The organism is Acinetobacter sp. NIPH 1852 (assembly GCF_022549455.1).
Taxonomy (GTDB): domain Bacteria; phylum Pseudomonadota; class Gammaproteobacteria; order Pseudomonadales; family Moraxellaceae; genus Acinetobacter.
In genome coordinates, this window is the sequence record NZ_JAKZGG010000001.1 from 213,686 (window position 1) to 234,737 (window position 21,052).

20 protein-coding genes are annotated in these 21,052 nt (G+C 41.4%); 14 read left to right on the forward strand and 6 right to left on the reverse strand.

The annotated features are described in order from the left end of the window. Positions 1-28: 28 nt before the first annotated feature. Positions 29-1,243: a multidrug effflux MFS transporter gene (locus tag MMO38_RS01095; protein ID WP_241322150.1), complete on the forward strand. Its 1,215-nt coding sequence runs from the start codon at positions 29-31 to the stop codon at positions 1,241-1,243. A gap of 21 nt (positions 1,244-1,264) precedes the next feature. On the opposite strand, the gene MMO38_RS01100 is transcribed toward MMO38_RS01095, so the two are convergent. Next, positions 1,265-1,972, reverse strand: a complete 708-nt coding sequence (locus MMO38_RS01100) for a nitroreductase (protein WP_241322152.1) — start codon at positions 1,970-1,972, stop codon at positions 1,265-1,267. A gap of 424 nt (positions 1,973-2,396) precedes the next feature. Between MMO38_RS01100 and MMO38_RS01105 the strand changes: the two genes are divergently transcribed. The 5 genes from MMO38_RS01105 to sbmA all read left to right on the forward strand — a co-directional run bounded on the left by MMO38_RS01105 (position 2,397) and on the right by sbmA (position 9,230). Then, on the forward strand, positions 2,397-3,737 hold the full coding sequence (locus tag MMO38_RS01105; RefSeq protein WP_241322154.1) for a DcaP family trimeric outer membrane transporter: 1,341 nt from the start codon (positions 2,397-2,399) through the stop codon (positions 3,735-3,737). A gap of 181 nt (positions 3,738-3,918) precedes the next feature. Then, positions 3,919-5,154, forward strand: a complete 1,236-nt coding sequence (gene gltS, locus MMO38_RS01110; RefSeq protein WP_005195435.1) for a sodium/glutamate symporter — start codon at positions 3,919-3,921, stop codon at positions 5,152-5,154. Between the two features lie 96 nt (positions 5,155-5,250). Next, positions 5,251-6,726, forward strand: coding sequence for an alanine/glycine:cation symporter family protein (locus tag MMO38_RS01115; RefSeq protein WP_005195436.1), 1,476 nt, complete (start codon positions 5,251-5,253; stop codon positions 6,724-6,726). Positions 6,727-6,866: 140 nt separating this feature from the next. Next, the gene (locus MMO38_RS01120) at positions 6,867-7,841 is read left to right on the forward strand and encodes a patatin-like phospholipase family protein (protein WP_241322276.1); all 975 of its coding nucleotides are present in this window, start codon (positions 6,867-6,869) and stop codon (positions 7,839-7,841) included. A 192-nt stretch (positions 7,842-8,033) separates the two neighbouring features. Further along, a complete protein-coding gene (gene sbmA / locus MMO38_RS01125; protein ID WP_241322155.1) occupies positions 8,034-9,230 on the forward strand; it encodes a peptide antibiotic transporter SbmA in 1,197 nt (398 codons plus the stop codon). A gap of 58 nt (positions 9,231-9,288) precedes the next feature. Here the strand turns inward: sbmA and MMO38_RS01130 are convergent, their stop codons facing one another. Together MMO38_RS01130 and MMO38_RS01135 are read right to left on the reverse strand one after the other, a co-directional pair. Next, positions 9,289-9,804 (reverse strand): chromate transporter, encoded by a 516-nt coding sequence (locus tag MMO38_RS01130; RefSeq protein WP_241322157.1) that lies wholly within the window; start codon positions 9,802-9,804, stop codon positions 9,289-9,291. After that, positions 9,801-10,373, reverse strand: a complete 573-nt coding sequence (locus MMO38_RS01135; RefSeq protein ID WP_241322159.1) for a chromate transporter — start codon at positions 10,371-10,373, stop codon at positions 9,801-9,803. The genes MMO38_RS01130 and MMO38_RS01135 overlap by 4 nt, the downstream gene beginning before the upstream one ends. A 100-nt stretch (positions 10,374-10,473) precedes the next feature. On the opposite strand from MMO38_RS01135, the gene MMO38_RS01140 reads away from it, so the two are divergent. The 4 genes from MMO38_RS01140 to MMO38_RS01155 all read left to right on the forward strand — a co-directional run bounded on the left by MMO38_RS01140 (position 10,474) and on the right by MMO38_RS01155 (position 14,580). Beyond that, the gene (locus tag MMO38_RS01140; RefSeq protein ID WP_241322160.1) at positions 10,474-11,376 is read left to right on the forward strand and encodes a LysR family transcriptional regulator; all 903 of its coding nucleotides are present in this window, start codon (positions 10,474-10,476) and stop codon (positions 11,374-11,376) included. An 80-nt stretch (positions 11,377-11,456) separates the two neighbouring features. After that, entirely contained in the window at positions 11,457-12,527 is a 1,071-nt protein-coding gene (locus MMO38_RS01145) for a DUF1176 domain-containing protein (RefSeq protein ID WP_241322162.1), read from the forward strand. Between the two features lie 81 nt (positions 12,528-12,608). Beyond that, complete coding sequence (locus MMO38_RS01150; RefSeq protein ID WP_241322163.1) at positions 12,609-13,130, forward strand: hypothetical protein; 522 nt, start codon at positions 12,609-12,611, stop codon at positions 13,128-13,130. 541 nt (positions 13,131-13,671) lie between these two features. Continuing rightward, positions 13,672-14,580 carry a hypothetical protein gene (locus MMO38_RS01155; RefSeq protein ID WP_241322164.1) on the forward strand — a complete coding sequence of 303 codons (909 nt, stop codon included), beginning with the start codon at positions 13,672-13,674 and terminating at the stop codon, positions 14,578-14,580. Positions 14,581-14,623: 43 nt separating this feature from the next. Here MMO38_RS01155 and gatB read toward each other — a convergent pair whose 3' ends face one another. The 3 genes from gatB to gatC are packed head-to-tail and all read right to left on the reverse strand — an operon-like array spanning position 14,624 to position 17,957. After that, a complete protein-coding gene (gene gatB, locus MMO38_RS01160; protein WP_241322166.1) occupies positions 14,624-16,108 on the reverse strand; it encodes an Asp-tRNA(Asn)/Glu-tRNA(Gln) amidotransferase subunit GatB in 1,485 nt (494 codons plus the stop codon). Beyond that, complete coding sequence (gene gatA, locus MMO38_RS01165; protein WP_241322167.1) at positions 16,108-17,586, reverse strand: Asp-tRNA(Asn)/Glu-tRNA(Gln) amidotransferase subunit GatA; 1,479 nt, start codon at positions 17,584-17,586, stop codon at positions 16,108-16,110. Before gatA ends, gatB begins: the two co-directional genes overlap by 1 nt. 53 nt (positions 17,587-17,639) lie before the next feature. Further along, entirely contained in the window at positions 17,640-17,957 is a 318-nt protein-coding gene (gene gatC, locus MMO38_RS01170) for an Asp-tRNA(Asn)/Glu-tRNA(Gln) amidotransferase subunit GatC (RefSeq protein ID WP_004669364.1), read from the reverse strand. A 133-nt stretch (positions 17,958-18,090) separates the two neighbouring features. On the opposite strand from gatC, the gene MMO38_RS01175 reads away from it, so the two are divergent. The 4 genes from MMO38_RS01175 to MMO38_RS01190 are packed head-to-tail and all read left to right on the forward strand — an operon-like array spanning position 18,091 to position 21,047. Then, the gene (locus tag MMO38_RS01175; protein WP_121928651.1) at positions 18,091-19,137 is read left to right on the forward strand and encodes a rod shape-determining protein; all 1,047 of its coding nucleotides are present in this window, start codon (positions 18,091-18,093) and stop codon (positions 19,135-19,137) included. A 17-nt stretch (positions 19,138-19,154) separates the two neighbouring features. Beyond that, on the forward strand, positions 19,155-20,012 hold the full coding sequence (gene mreC, locus MMO38_RS01180; RefSeq protein ID WP_004669359.1) for a rod shape-determining protein MreC: 858 nt from the start codon (positions 19,155-19,157) through the stop codon (positions 20,010-20,012). Next, a complete protein-coding gene (mreD, locus tag MMO38_RS01185; RefSeq protein WP_004669357.1) occupies positions 19,999-20,493 on the forward strand; it encodes a rod shape-determining protein MreD in 495 nt (164 codons plus the stop codon). Before mreC ends, mreD begins: the two co-directional genes overlap by 14 nt. Continuing rightward, positions 20,481-21,047: a Maf family nucleotide pyrophosphatase gene (locus tag MMO38_RS01190; protein ID WP_241322168.1), complete on the forward strand. Its 567-nt coding sequence runs from the start codon at positions 20,481-20,483 to the stop codon at positions 21,045-21,047. Before mreD ends, MMO38_RS01190 begins: the two co-directional genes overlap by 13 nt. Positions 21,048-21,052: the final 5 nt, after the last annotated feature.

Below are 21,052 nucleotides of genomic sequence, written 5' to 3' on the forward strand. Positions count from 1 at the left end.
TCTCAATAAACTTGAAAAGTACAGCATTATGCAGGCGGAGCAATCTCAAAAGCGTCAGTATTCCACAGCATGGATTATGTTACTTGCCCTATTAACGGCATTGGGGCCGCTTTCGATCGACATGTATTTACCTGCATTGCCGCAAATGGCAGACGAGTTCGGAGTTAGTACGCAAATGGTAGCCAACAGTTTGCCTGCATATTTCTTGGGGCTTGCCATCGGTCAACTTTTTTATGGACCGATTAGTGATCGTATTGGGCGTAAGACACCGTTATATTTTGGGTTAGCTTTATATGCGATCGCCAGTTTGGCTTGCGTTTTGGTTACCAATGAATGGAGTTTAATAGCCGCGCGTATTTTTCAAGCTTTAGGTGGTTGCGTGGGTGTGGTGATTGCTAGAGCAGCGATTCGAGATCGTTTGGATGTCGCAGGTTCTGCACAGGCTTTTTCTAGCATGATGATCGTGATGGGACTGGCACCGATTTTGTCACCGATCTTTGGTGCTTGGATTTTAATTTTCTTTCCTTGGCAGGTTATTTTTGTCTGCTTAGCCATCATTGGTGTGATCTGTTGGTTGTGCGTACACTTTTTCTTTACAGAATCGTTGCCTGTGGAGCGTCGTTTAAAACTATCGGTTTATCAAGTCACCACGCTCTATGCTGCGATTTTAAAAGATGAAAGTTTTAGAGTGCCGATGTTGGCAGGTTGTCTAACTGGCGCTGCATTATTTTGTTATATCAGCTCAGCTTCTGCTGTTTTTATGGGCCAATATGGACTGTCTCAGCAGCAATTCTCTTACGCATTTGCACTGAATGCGGCAGGCATTATGTTGATGTCGTCATTGAATAAGCATTTGAATACGCGAATGGGTATTTTTCCGCGCTTACGTTTAGGTGGTTCTATTCAATGCTTTGGTGCTTTGATTGTGGTGAGTGCAGGCTTGATGGTAAATGCACCTTTGTGGTTTTTAATGGTTGGCTTGTTCTTAGTGGTATCAGGTATCGGTTTAACAGGTCCAAATGCGATGGCACTGGCAATGTCTCAGCAAGGTGCGCGAGCGGGAACTGCGAGCGCAATCATGGGCAGTACCCAGTTTGCCTTTGGTTTACTCGGTGGCGTGATTCTCAATTTCTTGATTTGGAAAGCATCGCTTAATATGGGTTTGATGATGTTGATGTTTACCAGTGTCGGATTGTTGATGATTTTTAAAGTTGGTAAACAGCAAAACAGTATCTCCGTTTAGAGATACTGTTGAAAGTTTGAATTATTCATCTACAAATACAGTGAAGTTTTCTACGGGTTCACGCGGCGTAATAAAAGTATTCACTATATGGTCTGGATCGGCATAGCCTAATGCGACGGCACAGACCAGATCTTCATCTTCAGGCGCGCCAAGCACTTCTAAAACGATGGGGTGAAAATGGTTCCAAGCCGCTTGTGGACACGTATCTAAACCACGTGCTTTTGCTGCAATCATGACGTTTTGGATCATCATGGAAATATCCATTTTTGCACCAATCCCCATGATTTTATTTACGGTAAAGTATAAGGCGACAGGCGCATCAAACAATTGAAAGTTCCGTAATTGTTGTGCAGCCATTCGGTCTTTTTCACCTTTTTGAATGCCAAGTAAGCCATACAGTCCCCAGCCATTTTCACGGCGACGATCAATAAAGGGTGAAATCCACGTTTCAGGATAGTAAGCAAAGGTCTCTTGATAGTGGTGTGCCAGCTCTGGTTTTTGAAAAAGCTCAACTTGCGCCGTACAAACACGGTCAATCATTTCCGCTCGTTTTTTTCCTGTGACCACATAGACCTTCCATGGCTGTGTGTTTGTGCCAGAGGGGGCACGACTGGCTACAGCGAGAATGTCTTTAATAGTTTGGGTATCAACAGGGGTGTCCAAAAATGCACGTACTGAATGGCGTGATGTAATGGCATCATCAACGTAGCGGACTTGATCCATGTTCATAAAATCTCCTGATGTTTCTTTGATCTTTCTCATATGGTGAGACTATAAAGCAATCATGACCTTTTGCGGGTGATTTTTAAACCACCAATCAAGATTTGTTTGAAAAATAATCGACCGCCTTGGGGTTGGTCAAAATAGAATCAGTTTTTTTCTATTTGATTTCTTTTTGTGAAAAAGAAATTTATTTATAACACAATGAAATAGAAATAATATTTAGATAGATATGTTCAAAGTATTCTTGTTCTTCCCATAAAAAAATACACACAATATTCTAAATTTATGCATAATACGCCCTTTTTAAAAATTGATTAGGCTTTCCTTGCTGATAAAGGTGAGGGGGATTTTCCATGTTAAGTGTATTAAATTTACCCAATTTTATACTTATGGAAAATGTTGAAATATACACCAGACAAAGGAGCTTCTTATGAGTTCAACTCTCATCCGCAAGCCGTTCGTAGTGCAAGGTTTGGCAATGATCGTTGCAGCCTTGATGATGAACAATGCACACGCAAGCAGTGAGCAAGAGCAGATTCAACAGCTTCGCGCTGAAGTAAATGAGTTAAGGGCTTTATTAGAACAATATCTACCTCCAATAAAACAACAAAGTGATGCCCCTAAAGTTGTAGAAACACCAACTACAGTTATCGCAAATAATGACAATGCTCAGACGGTTACAACAGAGGCGACGCAAAAATCTCCTCTAGGCTTTAGCACTGCTTCAGGTGCTCAAGTGCAACTTTATGGTTTCCTACGTGGTGATGCTTCCTACCAAGTAAAAGGTGGTGATGGCATATTCAACCGTATTAACAAAGTTGACCTGGAAGGCCAAGAAAAAAATAGCGATCGTTTTTATAGCACAGCTACCGTAACCCGATTTGGTCTTGATTTTAAAGCACCTGTCGAGGGCGCCAAGGTTGGTGCTAAGTTAGAAGTCGATTTTCGTGGTGGTAGTAGTAATGATACGATACGGATTCGGCATGCGTATTTGACTTATAACGACTGGTTATTTGGTCAAACCACTTCAACGTTCTTGGCAACTGATGTACAGCCAGAAATGCTGGATTTTAACTCACCATTAGGTATTGGAACCTTCCGCACCCCGATGGTACGCTACAGCGGTAAATTGGATTCAGATATAAGTTATGCCATTGCTTTGGAAAAGAGCAATGATGATAATCGAGTACCCGCATTCACTTCTAAACTGAAATATGACTTTGCAGAAGGTAAAGGTACCAGCTCAGCACGTGTTTTATTGACTGAAGCACGCAGCAAGGCCGCTTTTGACAAAGATCATAAACAAATCAGTGCCAATGATTCAGACTTGGGTTGGGGTGTTGCTGTTGGTGCAAAATATAAGTTCACTGATGCATTACAGGCAATGATTGACTATTCACATGTCAAAGGTGACAGCAAGTTTTTGCTGTATAGCAATAATGCCTTTAATGTAAATCCAAATAATTTGGATATACATCTCAATGAATTTGATGCATTTACAGCAGGTGCAAGCTATCAGATTACGCCGAAACTGCGTAGTACTTTAGCTTATGGCGCAATGTTTGCAGATGATAGCAATGACTTTGCTAAACAGGCTGTGACCGATGCAACACAAAACAAAACTTTGCAACAAGGTTGGTGGAACGTCATGTATTCACCAGTAACACCAATTACGTTTGGCTTAGAGTATATCTATGGTGAACGTAAGACCTTTGATGGACAAAAAGGTAAGGATAGCCGTGTAGGAGCGATGGCGCGTTATAACTTCTAACCTATCCTGCGGTGTAATCATCCGTGAAAATGAGTTGATTTGATAGGCGCAGGGTTCTTACAAAGAACTGTATGCTTTTTATTAAGTTGATTGAGTTTTCACTCATTTTGAGAGTTACTATTTCATTGTTTTATTAGATGGAAAAACGTCGAAAAAACGAATGAAATAAACGGAAGAAGATATGGAATTTACTTTTAATGGTTTTTATACCTTAATTTCGGCGGTTATCGTTTTGTTATTAGGGCGCCTGCTCGTCAACAAAATTGATTTTTTAAAGCGTTATAATATTCCTGAGCCAGTCGCTGGTGGTTTAGTTGCAGCAGTATTGTCATTACTGGTTCATTCATTCTTTGGATACAGTATTATTTTTAGTAGCCAATTACAGACCAGCTTTATGTTGATCTTCTTTGCTTCGATTGGTTTAAGTGCCAACTTTATGAAGTTAAAAGAAGGTGGTATTGGCTTGGTTCTTTTCCTAGGCTGTGTCGCTGCCTATATCATTGTGCAAGATATTGTGGGCATGAGCTTAGCAACGTTATTGGGTGTTGATCCTCTCATTGGCTTAATTGCTGGTTCTGTGACTTTAACTGGTGGTCATGGTACGGCGGGTGCATGGGGGGAGATTTTTGAAACCCAATATGGTATCCAAGGCGCATTGGCATTGGGTATGGCAAGTGCAACTTTTGGTTTGATTATCGGTGGTATTATCGGTGGTCCGTTAGCCAAGTTATTGATCAATCGTCATAGCTTGGCACGTGCCAAAACACCTGCTCAAATCCAAGATCGTGATACTCATCCAGATCCGCACCCTGATGATTTAGCACCCTTTGAAAACCCACACCAAGTTCGTTTGATTACAGCTGATAATGCGATCACGACTTTGGGTATGTTTGCGGCTTGTCTTGCATTTGCAGAGTTTATGACAGGGTATAGCAAAGGCACATGGTTTGAGTTGCCAACGTTCGTATGGGCGCTTGGCGGCGGTGTGATCTTACGTAATATCTTAGAAAGTGTGTTGAAGGTCGATATCTTTGATCGTGCAATCGATGTATTTGGTAATGCGTCGCTTTCGTTATATTTAGCAATGGCACTGTTATCACTGAAACTGTGGCAATTGGCAGATTTGGCTGGTCCATTGGTGATCATTTTAACCGCGCAAACATTGGTTATGGCATTGTATGCTGCATTTATCACCTTCCGCGTCATGGGCAAAAACTATGATGCTGCGGTACTGGCAGCAGGTCATTGTGGCTTCGGTATGGGGGCAACACCAACCGCTGTTGCAAACATGCAGGCGATTACCAATATGTATGGACCGTCACATAAAGCATTCTTAATTGTTCCTTTATGTGGTGCGTTCTTTGTTGATTTAATTAACGCAACAGTGATTCAAGTGATCTTGAAATTCTTTGCCTAAGTCGAATTAAAAAGCCCCTTGTGGGGCTTTTTTGATTTATCCATTGTTAATCGGCTATGTCCATTGATACATAGCATCTGCAAAAGCGAATAAGTGATGAATGAAAAATTAAATGCCACGCTGATGTCGTGGGTACAATTCTTGAATGATCCACTTTGGAATTTCTTGGTTATTTTACTGGTTGCTGTTGGACTGTTTTATACCTTAATTACAGGTGCAGTTCAGCTACGGTTATTTTTGCAAAGTATCCGTGTGATGAAGGGTAGCCGTAAAGAGTGCAAAGATGATCATGGAATTACCCCTTTTCAGGCTTTTGTAACTGGACTCGCCAGTCGTGTTGGCGTGGGTAATATTGCAGGTGTTGCGATTGCGATTGCGATTGGTGGACCGGGTGCTGTTTTTTGGATGTGGTTGACTGCCTTTTTGGGGATGAGTTCAGCATTTGTTGAGTCGTCATTGGCTCAGTTGTTCAAAGTCCGAGATCATCAAAATAAGCAATTCCGTGGTGGACCTGCATACTATATTACTCAGGGTTTAAAGCAAAAATGGCTCGGGGTGGTGTTTGCACTTTCACTTATTCTCGCTTATGGCTTTGTCTTTAATGCTGTTCAAGCAAATGCAATTATCGGTGCGACTTCCCACGCTTGGGGATGGGATAAAGCCAATGTTATCTTGGGTTTAGGTGGTCTTGATTTAGAGGTTTCTTGGCTCGGGATCGTGCTGGTGATCATGACTGCGCTGGTGATTTTTGGTGGTATTAAGCGTATTGCGAAGGTTGCAGAGAAGATTGTGCCTTTCATGGCACTTTTATACATCGGGGTTGCTTTGTACATCGCGATGATTAATTTCCCAATGCTACCTGAAATTTTTAAATTGATTTTCACCAAAGCATTCGAGTTTGAAGCAGCGGCAGGTGGTTTCTTTGGTGCCATGATCTCTATGGCGATGATGTTGGGAATTAAACGTGGTTTGTTCTCAAACGAAGCAGGTATGGGGTCTGCACCAAATGCAGCAGCTGCATCTGATGTGAAGCATCCTGTAAACCAAGGTTTGGTGCAAATGCTCGGTGTATTTGTTGATACCTTTGTGGTCTGCTCGTGTACAGCTATTATTATTATGGTTTCAGGTTTGTACCATGAGGCTGGTTTTGAAGGTGTGACCTTAACTCAAAAAGCATTAGAAAGTCAGATCGGTGCTTGGGGTGGTGGTTTCCTTGCAGTTTTACTTTTCTTGTTTGCCTTCTCATCAATCATTGGTAACTATGCTTATGCAGAAAGTAACGTCAGATTTATCAATAACAATGCAAAACTGATGTTTATTTTCCGTGTCATGGTCTTAATGATGGTCTACTTCGGCGCGATCACCAGTGTACCATTGGTGTGGTCGATGGCTGATTTGTCGATGGGCTTGATGGCAACCATTAACTTGATTGCGATTGTGTTATTGACCCCAATCTTCTTGATTCTATTGAAAGATTATACCGCTCAACTTAAAAAAGGCGTTAAAGAGCCTGAGTTTAAGATTGATAATTATCCTGAGTTGAAGAAAAAAGTCGATTCAGATATTTGGTAATGTTCTAAGCCTAAATAGCCCCTTTCGAGGGGCTTTTTTATGAAGTTTTGTTGAGAAAATACAAAAAAATGCTACATCTTTTTTTCAATGCAGTCGTTAGAATCCGACCAGAAATTAAATAAAGATGGCAAATGTCGCGTATGAAACAGCTTGTGTTATGGATACTTGGACTTTCAGTCATGATGTTAACAGGCTGTCAAACCACCAAACATCTATCTCCAATTGTTGACGATGCTCAGGCGCATGTGGTCAGTCAACCCTTCGCTCAGATCAAAAAGCAAAAACGCCCCGTTATTGCATTAGTGCTGGGGAGTGGCGGTGCGCGTGGCTATGCGCATATTGGTGTGATTGAAGTTTTAGAACAGCAGGGTATTCGTCCCGATTTTATCGTGGGCACAAGTGCTGGGAGTATTGTTGGTTCAATCTATGCCAGTGGAAAAAGTGCAGCTGAATTGCGTGATATTGCTTTAAAGTTGAAAGCCAATGATGTACGCGATGTCAGTGTCAGCCTGAAGGGTTTCTTTGATGGGAAAAAGGTCGAAGATTATGTCAATGAGCAAGTGCATAATACTCCGCTACAAAAACTTAAGATTCCAATGTATGTGGTTGCAACAGAATTAAAAGAAGGCAGCAAGACGGTCTTTAATTATGGCAATACAGGGCAGGCGGTACGAGCGTCGGCTTCTATTCCAAGTATGTTTGTCCCGATCAAAATTGGTCATAGTGAATATGTCGATGGGGGACTAGTCAGTCCAGTGCCTGTACAGGTTGCACGCGATTTGGGTGCTGATGTGGTGATTGCCGTTGATATTTTGGCACAACCTGTTCATACCGAAACCACCAATGTTTGGGGGCTATTCAATCAAAACATTAATATTATGCAAGGGCGTTTGGCGGAAGAAGAACTCAAATATGCGGATATCGTGATTCAACCAGATCTCCGTGAAAAAGTGCATATCTTTGATGTCAAAGGACGTGAAATGACCATGCAGGCAGGCGCGGACGCTGCCAAAGAAAAGCTCTCAGATATTCAGTTAGCGATTCAAACCAAGATGCGTCCTAGTTCTAAAACTCAGCAAAACCTCACTTTAAAGTTGAATGATTTAGCGCCATAACTTTGATTGTTTTTTAGCAAAGGATTGCTTTTATATAAACAAATTAAAAATGTCTTACAAAATGCTATGAAAAGTTTGAAAAAACAGGTAAATAACTACAATTCATTAAACTTTTTTTAATCAAATTTAAGTTTGATCATATAGCATGGCGCTAGGTCATCAAAAGCAGCACAACAGGGATTGTTAAACACAATGTTTAAATCTTTTTTTCCAAACCCACGCCTATTTTTTATCTCAGTGATTATTTGGATCACCATGAATACCTTGGCTTGGTTTTTAGGTGGGAATACTTGGGGTGAATATTTAGGTTTTCCTCAAGGGTATGCAGAGGCTACATTACCCGTTGGTGTTAGTCGTTTTTGGCAAGCATCATCACTTTGGTTTTATATTTGGTTTGTGATTGCGACAGCTCTGTTTGCTGGGTTTTGGCGATTCTTTTCGGATAATAAATGGCAGCGTTGGTCGATCTGGGGCTCAGCTTTTATTTTGTTTAATATCTGGTTTGGTGTGCAAGTCAGTGTTGCCATAAATGCTTGGTATGTTCCTTTTTGGGATCTCATTCAGAAAATGCTCACCAATGGTGGTGGCGATGTCACTGAGTTATATCGAGAGACACTCGTTTTCCTCTATATCGCGATGGTTTATGTAACCTTGGCGATCTTAAATATTTTCTTTACCAGTCATTACGTCTTCCGTTGGCGTACGGCGATGAATGAATACTATGTAGAGCATTGGGAAAAACTACGACATGTTGAAGGTGCATCGCAACGTGTTCAAGAAGACACCATGCGTTTTGCTTCGATTGTTGAAGATTTAGGTGTGGAATTTGTCAAAGCAATCATGACACTTATTGCATTTTTACCGCTATTATTCCAACTGTCTAAACATGTGCCTGTCATTCCTATTATTGGGGAAATTGAACATTCCTTAGTTTGGGCGGCGGTCAGTTGGTCCATATTTGGAACTGTATTATTGGTTGTTGTTGGGATTAAATTGCCGGGTCTACAATTTAACAATCAAAAAGTTGAAGCGGCTTATCGTAAAGAATTGGTTTATGGTGAAGATCATGCAGATCGGGCCGAACCTTTAACTTTAAAAGAGCTGTTTGGTCAGGTTCGAAAAAACTACTTCCGACTATATTTCCACTATGCTTATTTTAATATGACTGCAACTTGGTATGGACAGCTTGATATTTTATACAATTTCGTGGTGCTATTTCCCGCCATTGCAGCAGGAAAATTAACATTAGGTTTATTACAACAAATTTTAGGCGTGTTTAATCGAGTTCGTGATTCTTTTCAATATCTAATTACGTCATGGAAAACGATTATTGAGCTATTGTCGATTCATAAACGTCTTAAAGCCTTTGAATCAATTTTAGATAAATAGATAATTCTAGAAAAACCTGCATTGATAAATCATGCAGGTTTTTTTTATGCGCTTATATTTATAAAAAACAGATGCCTAACCCAGCCCCAAAAGTCATAACCCATAATGGATGTATTTTCTTAAATAAGCCCAGTATTGCGGTCAAAATTACAATCAAAACCAGCAAAACGTTTTGAGCAGAAGCATCGGCGATTAGCCACGCACTGACCAAAACCAAGCCGACTGTGATGGGTTTAAGTGCTTTTTCAAAACGTGCACGTAAAGGGTGATGTTTGAATCGTTGCCAAAACTTGAGCGCATAAATGGTAATAATAGATGATGGTCCAAACTTAGCGATGGATGTCACAATGAGTCCCGCTGGTCCTGCAACATGCCACCCAACTAATGGAACGACCATCATATTGGGTCCAGGAGCCGCCTGTGCCATCGCAAACAATGAACTAAACTGTTCGGCAGTCATCCATTGGTGAACGGTAACAACTTGATGCTGCATTTCAGGCAAGATCGCATTGCCTCCACCAAAAGCAACCAGCGACAGTTGTGTGAATACCATTGCAAGCGTGAGCAATATCATGATTTTTTCACTCCCAATACCAACATATTTATCGCCAGTAAAATAACCAAGATCAGCAGCAATGGCAGCTTGACCCACAACATAAAGATAAAGGTCAGTAAAATCGTGACAATGGTTAAACGTTTTTTAAAAATAGGTTTCAACATTTTTATGCCTGTTGCAAAAAGTAAGCCTGCAGCGGCGGCAGCTAAACCTTGAATCAGATGCTTAACGCTCGATAAATGTTGAAAATGCACGTAGGTCTGATAGATCAGTAACACAATGATGGTTGGAGCAGAGATCAAGCCAAGTACAGAACTGACTGCACCTTTCGCACCTTGAAACTCCATGCCGATCGCTACTGCCATATTGATAATATTGCCACCGGGTAGTACCTGACAAATCCCCAGCAGATCTGTGAATTTAGCCTCATCTAACCATTTTTGTTCTTCTACGATGACGCGATATGCCAATGGCAGAACCCCACCAAAGCCGATCAATCCCAATTTCATAAATCCCATAAACAGCGCCTTATTATCAGGTGTTGTAGATGATGATTCATGTGCTATTGAAATGGCTTGAGCCTTCATTGGGACGGTTTCCTGATTGACTTTACTAGTAATAGGATGGTGGAATAGTGGTATATTTACAAATGCTTTATTTTTCCTTATCTATACTTTTAAGGTATGTATGATCGACATTCATAAACTCAAAGCATTTATTGCTGTTGTTGAGGAAAGTAACATTTCCAAGGCAGCCGTTCGCTTGCATATACAACAACCGCCACTGACGCGCCTGATCAAAAGTTTAGAGAAAGATTTAGATACCGTGTTGTTAAAACGATTGCCGCGTGGTGTTGAAGTGACTGAAGCAGGCAAGGCCTTATATCAAGAGGCGCTGACGATTTTGGATCATGCGGAGTCCATTCCCCGAAGAGTGCGTAATATTGCGCAAGGTAAGGAAGGTCAGATTAATATTGGATTTACCCACTCTATTGGTTTACACCCTTTTTTACCTGCTTTATTGCGTCAATATCGAGAGCAATTTTCTGCTGTTGCCATTCACTTAGAAGAGGACAGTAGTAGTGCTTTGGTGGATGCGGTGATCAATGAAAAATTAGATATTGCCTTCCTGCGGAAACCAGCACCGATACACGCCGATTTGCACAGTTTGTATGTCTTAGATGAACCTTTAGTTGTGGCTTTGCCGAGCAACCATCCTTTGGTCGAGCAGCAGGGCGCAATTCATTTACCTGATTTAGAAGCTTATGAGTTCGTGTTATATCGCCGTCTAGGCGGACAAGACTTATTTGATAATATTTTGGCAAATTGTTATCAGGCAGGATTTAGTCCAAATATTGTCCAAGAGGCGCCACGTTTAACCTCAAGTCTTAATTTGATTGCGGCAGGGATTGGACTCTCGATCGTACCCGCCTCGATCCAAGAGTTTTGGAACAAGCAGATTGTCTATCATCCTTTAGAAGCGGATCAACCATGCATTGCACCCATTTATGCAATTTACCGAACGAAAGAAAAGAGTGTGCGAGTTAATCATTTTCTGAGGTTATTAAATACGAGTAGGTTAAGTGCTTAGGCATCTGCTTAGAGTGTAATTAGAAAAAGCGTTAAACTGCTGTTGAGATGAATAATAAATAAACCAAATAGAGAAAAGCCATGAAAAATTTGCTGTCAGGTTGTTGTTTAGTTGCGATGAGCTCCGTTGCTGTTGCCCAAGAGATAAAAGGAATTGCTTTTTTTCATCAAAATTGGGAAATGTATTGCAGCAATACAGGTATTTGTCGTGCGGCTGGCTATCAAGCGGATGCGGCTGGAGATAACCCTGCTTCATTACTTTTGACACGCCAAGCAGGTGCGAAGCAAGCGGTGACAGCCAAGTTTGCTTTAGCGCTATATGATGAACAAAGTATTCCTGCTCATAAATTAAAAAATATTCGGTTCTATCTCAATGGAAAAGACTTAGGACAGGTGACGGTGGATGGCAATGAATCGCCCTTAATGGGAAAACTATCTGCATCGCAAGTCACGGCTTTATTGCAACAGGCGCAGCAAAAATCGGAAATTGTATTTAAAAATGTGTCTTTCCAATGGCAAATCTCGGACGCTGGTATGACGGCGACTTTATTGAAAATGGATGATTTTCAGAAGCGTGTCGGAACGGTAGGCGCATTGGTGAAAAAAGGTAAGGGTGATGAATCCAAAGTCTTAAAGGCTCAGCCTAAGCGAGTGATCAAGCGGGTCAATACCGCAACTGAGCCTTATTTGACCTTACAACCAAGTAACAAGCAATACCCATCTATTTATCAGCGTTTAATGGCAGCGCAACCGACTCCAAAAGAGGAGGGTTTCTGTGAAGGGACTTATGATTATGCTCGTGATGGTGCGCAATCTCAGCCGATCCAATTCTATAGGTTAAGTAATCATAAAGTATTGGCAATGAGCTTATGCTGGCGCGCGGCTTATAACGAAGGCTATGGTGCGTGGGTGTTGGATGAGTCATTAAAGGGTAAAGCTACTTTTGTGACGGAACATGCTTCTGATTTTGGTGCTGGCGTGATTGGTAGTGCGCAAAAAGGTCGAGGTGTTGGGGATTGTTGGTCAAGTTCGGAGTGGGTTTGGGATGGTCAAAAGTTTGTTCAAAGTAGAGATATGTGGACGGGAATGTGTAAAGGTTTAGCTGCTGGTGGTGTGTGGGAGTTGGATTTGATCGAAGCCGTTGTGAAATGATACCTGTCGTTACACAGTCTCACAGATGATTGTATTGGCTCTATGGTACAAAGAGACAGATTGCATTTTGGAACTGCGCTTATGTCTCGTGTTTATATTTCTCCCCGTCGTAAATTTTCTCATTTGAGTCGTTCTGTATTCATGGCTGCGGCTGTGTTAGGTACAACTCAAGTGGCAATGGCAGGGCCTACAGTTGATCAACTCAGTGATTGTTTAGTTAAGGCGACTACGGCAGCGGATAAAACCACGGTGTTGCAATGGACTTATAGTGCTTTAGCGGCACATCCTGATTTAAAAACGTTTAGTAGTGTCACGCCTGAGCAAAAAACTCAGCTTGATCAAAAGTTGGCACAAGTTTTACAGCGTGTGATCGTGGAGCAGTGTTCGGCTCAGACTAAAGCGGTGATTCAGGCAGAGGGGATTCAAGCAGTTGGTGAGGCTTTTCAGCAGTTAGGTCAGAGTGCGGGTGAGGATATTGTGAAAGACCCAGCGGTTAGACAGCAGTTGCAAGGCACATTGCGTTATATTGATTTAAATAAGTTAGTCACGACTTTTTTAACGCCTGATATTTGGAATAAGTTGGGTGTGTTAAGAGGGCAGTGATTCTAAAAAGCAGAGACTATTGATCTCTAAGATTTAATAGCCTAAGTATTTCCCATAGACAGATGTGTCTTATATCATATCTATTATTTACCTGATCTTTTCAACAGTTCTAATAATGATGGAATGACGATACACGCCGTAGCCTTTTGCATCGAGATAGTCCAAAATGTGACTCGCGAAGTTCTTCTCGTTACTTGCGCAGTTATGTTCTTTTCGTTGCCGAGTTAGTTTACGCTTGGTAAGAGATATGCTGATCGAATGGCGATACGACCAAACTTTTTTGTAGCGGTTTAAGTAATTGTTTACATAGTTCTGTGACTGTACGGTGGCAGTCTCAGGATGGTCGGGGAAGTTGGGTACTCCGTACTAAGTGGCGATTTCGCTATAAAGGAAGTCACGCATAAAGAATGACTTTGATAGTTGCATACGTCTTAAGTCTTCGAGTTTAGCAATTAAGGATATTTTTAATGGTCATGTTTTTTAGTGGAATTTTTGGGGTATATTGTATTGATTTATAGAAATTTAAAAAATAGGAGGGTGGATGGAAGTTCTTATATATAGCGTTTTTGTCTTATTTGTAACCATCTTTGTTTTTTACTTACCAGCATTAATCTTATATTTTTCTCATGTTATTAAGAAAGAAATTTTATCTAAGAAGAAAATATATACTAATATTTTTTGTTTCCTTTTTTCTTATTTAGCTATTTGTGTATTGGGAATTATTGCATATTATTTTTTCTCTGACTTTAAAGGAGCTTCATCGAGTACAGCTACAAGAACAGACATCGTCTATATTTTTACTGCAGTTGCAACTTTATTTGCACCATTAATATTAGTATATACTTTTGATTCTTGGAAAAAACAAAATTTCGAACAATCTAGGATAAAGGCTGTTAGTCAATTAAAGGAATCATTAGCCCGTCAACATAAGACTATAAATCTATTTCTAATACGTAATAGCTTAGATGATTTATTATTTTCTAATATAAACTCTATTTCAAATGAACTTGAAGAAACTTCTGAAAAAATTGACAACTTAAGATGGGATACTTTAGGACTAATCCAAAAAAATTATTATTATTTTGAAAAAGCTGAAAAAGCTGAAAAAGCTGAAAAAGCTGAAAAAGCTGAAAAAGCTGAAAAAGCTGAAAAAGCTGAGTTTGATAAGTTAATTGATATGCATAATTGTATTTACGATATTGTTAAATCTTTAGAACAGGCTTTGGAAGAAGTACATAGTTATATGAGACAAGAGGATAAAGATAAATTACTTTTCCATAAAAATATTTATTTAATTGATCCTGAAAGTAGATATTTGAAAAAATTTGCAAAATTAGATGAGAGAGAGCTACAAGCATGTAAAGAATATGCTGACCAAAAAATTCATTTAGTATTAGATGGTTACGATGATTTTTTGAATAATATTTTAAATAATATTTATAAAAGCTAAAAAACCCGCTCTAAAGCGGGTTTTCTTTTGAAGTTAGATTAGTTTAACCAATTAATTTTTTCATTAATTCATTGACTTGAGCAGGATTGGCTTTACCCTTAGACGCTTTCATCACTTGACCGACAAGACCGTTAAAGGCTTTTTCCTTACCAGACTTGTATTCTTCAACCATTTTTTCATTGGCTGCAAGCACTTCTTTGATGATCGCTTCAATCGCACCTGTATCGGTTTCTTGCTTCAAGCCTTTCTCAGCAATGATGTCATCTGCAGATTTACCTTCCGCTTCCCACATAAAGCCAAATACTTGTTTCGCAATCTTACCACTGATGGTGTTATCCACAATACGTGCCACCATACCGCCCAATTGCTCAGCAGAAACAGGAGAATCCGCCAATTCTAGGCCCGCTTTGTTTAAAGCACCTGAAAATTCGCCCATCACCCAGTTAGCCGCGATCTTACCTTGTTTCGCACCGCCAGCAGCCACCACAACAGCTTCGTAGAAGTCTGCTATTTCGCGTGACAGCGTCAACACATGCGCATCGTATTCAGTTACGCTAAAGTCAGCGATGAAACGTGCACGACGCGCTTTAGGCAACTCAGGAAGTGCAGCGCGAGCCGCTTCAATTTGTTCATCAGCAATGATGACTGGAAGCAGGTCAGGGTCAGGGAAGTAGCGATAGTCGTTCGCTTCTTCTTTCGAACGCATCGAACGAGTTTCCATTTTCACTGGATCGAACAAACGGGTTTCTTGGTCGATCTTGCCGCCGTATTCCAAAATTTCCATTTGGCGTTCAATTTCAACATTGATCGCTTGCTCAATGAAACGGAATGAGTTGAGGTTTTTCAACTCACAACGCGTACCAAATGGCTGATCTGGACGACGTAAAGACACGTTACAGTCACAACGGAATGAACCTTCGGCCATGTTGCCATCAGAAATACCCAACCAACGCACTAAAGTGTGAATCGATTTGATATAAGCAACCGCTTCTTCAACCGAACGCATATCAGGTTCAGATACGATCTCAAGTAGCGGAGTACCTGCACGGTTTAAATCGATTCCTGACATGCCTTCAAACTGGTCATGGATCGATTTTCCTGCATCTTCCTCAAGATGCGCGCGAGTAACGCCTATGCGCTTGATCGTGCCATCTTCAAGTTGGATATCAATATGACCCAAGCCGACGATTGGATTGTCCATTTGGCTGATCTGATAGCCTTTTGGTGAGTCTGGGTAGAAATAGTTCTTACGTGCAAACACAGATGCTTGGTCAATATAGGCATCAATCCCTAAACCAAAGCGAATCGCAAGATCAACCACTTCGGCATTCAATACAGGCAATACACCCGGCATCGCCAAATCAACGAGGCTGGCTTGCGTATTTGGGTCTTGACCAAATTCAGTCGATGAACCTGAGAAGATTTTTGATTTAGTTGCAAGCTGCGTGTGAATCTCGATCCCGATAACAACTTCCCAACCGTCAATCAGATTTGATTTTGGTTTAGCTAACTTTTGAGCTTCAGTCATTATGCAGTCTCCTCAGCAATGCTAGCGCGCTTGGTATGCCAGTCTGTGTTTTGTTGATATTGATGCACAATCGAAAGCAATTGTGATTCTGACCAGTAGTTACCAATCAACTGTAAGCCGACAGGCAAGCTTTCTTGATCAAAACCAACAGGGGCGTTAATGGCTGGAAGACCTGCCAAGTTCACCGCGAGAGTATAAATATCGCCTAAATACATTTCAGTTGGGCTGAGATTCGCACCGATTTTATATGCTGTAGTTGGCGCAGATGGTGCAGCGATTACATCGACATTTTCAAATGCTTTTAAGAAGTCTTGTTGGATCAGACGACGTACTTTTTGTGCTTTGACATAGTATGCATCGTAATAACCAGCAGAAAGGGCATAAGTACCAATCAAGATACGACGTTGTACTTCTGCACCAAAACCTTCTGAACGTGAACGCTTGTATAAGTCCATCAAGTCCACAGGGTTTTCACAGCGGTAGCCATAACGTACGCCATCAAAACGTGACAGGTTCGAAGATGCTTCCGCAGGTGCGATCAAGTAGTAGGTCGGAACATAGGCTTCAGTCATGTTGAGATCAATCTCAACCAAGCTTGCACCCATTTCCTCAAGTTTTTTCAATGATTCTTCGACACGGGCTTTGACCTCAGTATCTAAACCAGAGACGTTGAAGTATTGCTTAGGAATACCAATACGTAAGCCTTTGACCGATGTAGCGTTCAAGTTGGCAACGTAGTCATCAACTTCTTTATTGATAGAGGTTGAGTCTTTGGCATCATGGCCTGCGATTACATTCATCAAGTAAGCACAGTCTTCGGCAGAACGTGCCATTGGACCGCCCTGATCCAGTGATGATGCATAAGCAATCATCCCGAAGCGAGAGACACGACCATAAGTCGGTTTTAAGCCCGTTAAACCGCAGAATGAGGCAGGTTGACGGATTGAGCCGCCAGTATCCGTACCTGTTGCAATCGGCGCGAGATCAGCCGCTACAGCAGCAGCAGAGCCACCTGAAGAACCACCCGGCACATGATCAAGTGCCCAAGGGTTTCCTGTTGCGCCAAAGTAAGAGCTTTCCGAGGTTGAACCCATGGCGAATTCATCCATGTTCACCTTGCCTAAGGTCACAAGACCCGCAGCTTTGGCTTTGGCCACCACAGTTGCATCATAAGGGGAGATGAAGTTATCCAGCATTTTTGAACCAGCAGTGGTTTTAATGCCTTTGGTACAAAAAATATCTTTATGCGCCAGTGGAATACCTGCAAGTACAGATGCATTGCCAGCTTTTAGTGCAGCATCAGCGGCATCCGCTTCAGCTAAAGCTTGTTCTGCTGTAACCGTCACATAACTCTTTACTTTTGTGTCAATTTTGGCGATACGTTTTAAATAATGTTCAGTCAATTCACGTGATGAAAATTGGGCTTGTTGTAAGCCTTCAGAGAGTTCACGAATTGTTAAGCGATGTAAATCTGTCATATGAAAAATTTCTTTACATTCTAAATATAAAATATTGACTAATCGAATAAAAATTATTCAATTACACGAGGGACTAGGTACAAACCTGCTTCTGTCGCAGGAGCGACCGCTTGGTATTCATCACGGTGATTAGTTTCACTCACAACGTCAGTACGTAAGGGTTGTGGGTGATCAAATGGGCTTTTTAAAGGTTCAACATCATCGGTGTTAATGCCTTTTAACGTTTCCATCATACCTAAGATTTTATTCAAACTTTGAGCATATTCAGCAGATTGCGTGTCATTTAGGGATAAGCGAGCCAAATTTGCGATTTGCGATACAGTTTGCGCATTTAGATCCGCTGTCTGTGACGCATCAGATGATGTAGACATAACTTTACCTAATTCAGTATCAAAAAAATTCAAAATATAGTGCGTTATAATAAGCGATTGACTTGTTCAAATCATCACATTTAGTTAAAGTTGCCACCTTGTATTCACACAAAGTTTAATTGAGAACGCCCCCGTGATTCTAAAAAGACTACTTGGCTTGTTTTCGCCGGATTTAGCCATAGATTTAGGTACTGCAAATACACTTATTTATGCACCAGGCCGTGGCATTATATTAAATGAACCGACAGTTGTGGCGATTCGTCACAGTGGTTCACAAAAAATAGTTGCTGCTGTTGGTCTTGATGCTAAACAAATGTTAGGCCGTACCCCAGCGAATATTTCAGCCATTCGTCCCATGAAAGATGGTGTGATTGCTGATTTTGAAGTTACTGAAACGATGCTGCATCAGTTTATCAGTAAAGTACATGAAAAACGCTTGTTCCCCAATCATCCAAAAGTTGTGGTCTGCGTACCATGCAAATCAACTTTGGTTGAACGTCGCGCGATTCGTGAAGCCGTATTTAATGCAGGTGCGCGTGAAGTTCGTCTGATCGAAGAGCCAATGGCTGCTGCGATTGGCGCAGGTATGCCAGTTGAGCAAGCATGTGGTTCTATGGTGGTTGATGTTGGTGGTGGTACCACTGAAATTGCCATTATTTCATTGCAAGGTTGTGTCTACGCAGATTCTCTACGTATCGGTGGTGATGTTTTTGATGAGCAAATTATCAACTATGTGCGTAAAGCGCATGGTTGCGTGATTGGTGAAACAACTGCTGAAGTCATTAAAAAAGAAGTCGGTATGGCGATTGCAGATGCAGATGGCAAAACGCTTGAGATTGAAGTGCGTGGTCGTAACTTGGCTGAAGGTGTTCCTCGTGCCATTACCGTGACTTCTGATGAAATTACCCAAGCGATTACTGATCCATTACAAAGTATTGTCAGTGCGGTGAAATCAGCACTTGAACAAACACCGCCTGAACTCTCATCTGATATTGCAGAGCGTGGGATCGTACTGACTGGTGGTGGTGCATTACTCCGTAATCTCGATAAATTGATCGCACAAGAAACAGGCTTACCTGTCGTTGTGGCAGAAGAACCGCTGACCTGTGTTACTCGTGGTGCAGGTAAAGTATTAGAGTTCTTTGACAATCCAAACCATGACATGCTGTTTGTTGGTTAATTCATAAGGAATAGGCGGTGCAACCGAATCTTTTTTCAAGAAAACCGCCCTCTTTTCGTTCGTTTGTTATTGCGGTCATCACATGTTTGGTCGTGCTTTTCTTTGATTGGCGCATGCCGCATGTGGTTCAACCTGCCAGAGAAGTATTGTACGCTGCGTATAATCCAATTTATGCGCTGGCAAGTTATCCAGTACTGTCGCGTGAATGGCTGAATCAACAAACCAAGTCTGAAGCTCAGTTGCGCCGTGAAAATACCGCGATGCAAGCTGAGTTATTGCAAGCACAGGTTCGCTTGCAAAAACTTTCAGAACTTTCTGCTGAAAATAATCGATTACGTGGTCTACTTGATACGCCATTGATTATTGATGGGCGTATGCAAATCGCCGAAGTAATTGGTACAGATGCAGATCCACTACGTCATATTATTATTATCAATCGTGGTGCGCTCGATCAACTTAAAATCGGTCAGACCGTTTTAGATGACAAAGGGATCATGGGACAGATTATCGATGTCTATCCGCATAGTGCCCGAATCATGTTGCTTTCAGATAAAGAACATTCCTTATCGGTACGTTTAGAGCGTACGGGAATGCGAGCGATTGTGTCTGGTACTGGCGATTTGGGACAGCTAAAAATGCAATATGTGCCGACCAGTGCAAATATTAAAGTGGGCGACAAAGTTTTTAGTTCTGGTTTAGGTGAACATTTTCCAGCAGGTTATTTAGTTGGAACAGTCTCTAAGGTCAGCCGTCATAACTCGGGTGAGTTTGCTGAAATTGATGTCATGCCGACTGCACAGTTGGCCAGTGGTCATCATGTCGTGGTTCTGTTCTCAGAATCTTTGGCAAAGGAGCAGCCTTATGCCGATCGCTAAATTAAATTATGCCAGAACCAATAAAGACCCACTTTGGATGATTATTCTCTCCATTGTGATTGGGTCGGTACTGATGGTCTATCCATTGGCTTATGATACATCTGGATGGCGACCGTCGGTGATGTTGATGATCACGCTATTTTGGATTCTCTATCAGCCAGTTTGGTGTGGTATTTGGTTCGCATTTGCGATGGGGATCTTTGTCGATTTATTGTTAGATGCACCGCTTGGCTTAAATGCCCTGAGCTTTGTTCTGATTTGTTTTTCGACACGCTATTTTATCCGTGAACGTCGAATTTTGACTTTTGGTAATTCATGGGTGATTGCGATTATTGCCATTACTGCACATATTACCTTTTTGTGGGTGGCTCAGACGATTGCAGGTACACATTTCTCAATTGCACGACATTGGCAACCGCTCATTACGGGTATACTTGCATGGCCTGTCATTTATTATTGTTTACATAAATGGCGAATATAATTTTAGCATCCAGCTCTCCTCGTCGACAGGAGTTGTTACAGCAACTCGGTTTGGACTTTCAGATTTTTAGTCCAGAGGTTGATGAAACGGTGTTAGCGGGTGAAACAGTCGAACACTATGTGGAACGTTTGGCGAGAGACAAAGCCAAAGTTGTTTTAAGGCGTTATCCTGAAGCAGTTGTAATTGCTGCAGATACCAGTTTGAGTTTTGCTGGAAAAATTATAGGTAAACCCGAGTCAAAGCAGCACGCCTTTGAAATCTGGTCGACGCTTTCAGGACACTGGCATGACGTGTTGTCTGGACTATGCGTCGCTCAATCCTCTAAGATGCTCAGTACAGTTGTAAAAACTCAGGTTGAGTTACAAGTCTTGAGCCATGCAGAAATGGAAAAATACTGGGCAACGGGTGAGCCGATCGGAAAGGCAGGGGCATATGCGATACAAGGGATTGCTGCACGATATATTCCTCAAATTCGTGGCAGTTATAGCAATGTTGTTGGTTTGCCTTTGCATGAAACAGCACAGTTATTAGAAAGCATAAAGGCATTTCGCTGATACTT

Excerpts from the sequence above, each read along its gene's own strand:
- MMO38_RS01130 (WP_241322157.1), bottom strand. The coding sequence starts at position 9,804 with ATGATATTGCTCACGCTTGCAATGGTATTCACACAACTGTCGCTGGTT.
- gltS (WP_005195435.1), top strand. The coding sequence starts at position 3,919 with ATGGAATTTACTTTTAATGGTTTTTATACCTTAATTTCGGCGGTTATC.
- MMO38_RS01135 (WP_241322159.1), bottom strand. The coding sequence starts at position 10,373 with ATGAAGGCTCAAGCCATTTCAATAGCACATGAATCATCATCTACAACA.
- MMO38_RS01115 (WP_005195436.1), top strand. The coding sequence starts at position 5,251 with ATGAATGAAAAATTAAATGCCACGCTGATGTCGTGGGTACAATTCTTG.
- sbmA (WP_241322155.1), top strand. The coding sequence starts at position 8,034 with ATGTTTAAATCTTTTTTTCCAAACCCACGCCTATTTTTTATCTCAGTG.
- MMO38_RS01105 (WP_241322154.1), top strand. The coding sequence starts at position 2,397 with ATGAGTTCAACTCTCATCCGCAAGCCGTTCGTAGTGCAAGGTTTGGCA.
- MMO38_RS01155 (WP_241322164.1), top strand. The coding sequence starts at position 13,672 with ATGGAAGTTCTTATATATAGCGTTTTTGTCTTATTTGTAACCATCTTT.
- MMO38_RS01190 (WP_241322168.1), top strand. The coding sequence starts at position 20,481 with ATGGCGAATATAATTTTAGCATCCAGCTCTCCTCGTCGACAGGAGTTG.
- MMO38_RS01095 (WP_241322150.1), top strand. The coding sequence starts at position 29 with ATGCAGGCGGAGCAATCTCAAAAGCGTCAGTATTCCACAGCATGGATT.
- gatC (WP_004669364.1), bottom strand. The coding sequence starts at position 17,957 with ATGTCTACATCATCTGATGCGTCACAGACAGCGGATCTAAATGCGCAA.
- gatA (WP_241322167.1), bottom strand. The coding sequence starts at position 17,586 with ATGACAGATTTACATCGCTTAACAATTCGTGAACTCTCTGAAGGCTTA.
- mreD (WP_004669357.1), top strand. The coding sequence starts at position 19,999 with ATGCCGATCGCTAAATTAAATTATGCCAGAACCAATAAAGACCCACTT.
- MMO38_RS01145 (WP_241322162.1), top strand. The coding sequence starts at position 11,457 with ATGAAAAATTTGCTGTCAGGTTGTTGTTTAGTTGCGATGAGCTCCGTT.
- gatB (WP_241322166.1), bottom strand. The coding sequence starts at position 16,108 with ATGACTGAAGCTCAAAAGTTAGCTAAACCAAAATCAAATCTGATTGAC.
- MMO38_RS01150 (WP_241322163.1), top strand. The coding sequence starts at position 12,609 with ATGTCTCGTGTTTATATTTCTCCCCGTCGTAAATTTTCTCATTTGAGT.
- MMO38_RS01100 (WP_241322152.1), bottom strand. The coding sequence starts at position 1,972 with ATGAACATGGATCAAGTCCGCTACGTTGATGATGCCATTACATCACGC.
- MMO38_RS01120 (WP_241322276.1), top strand. The coding sequence starts at position 6,867 with ATGAAACAGCTTGTGTTATGGATACTTGGACTTTCAGTCATGATGTTA.
- MMO38_RS01140 (WP_241322160.1), top strand. The coding sequence starts at position 10,474 with ATGATCGACATTCATAAACTCAAAGCATTTATTGCTGTTGTTGAGGAA.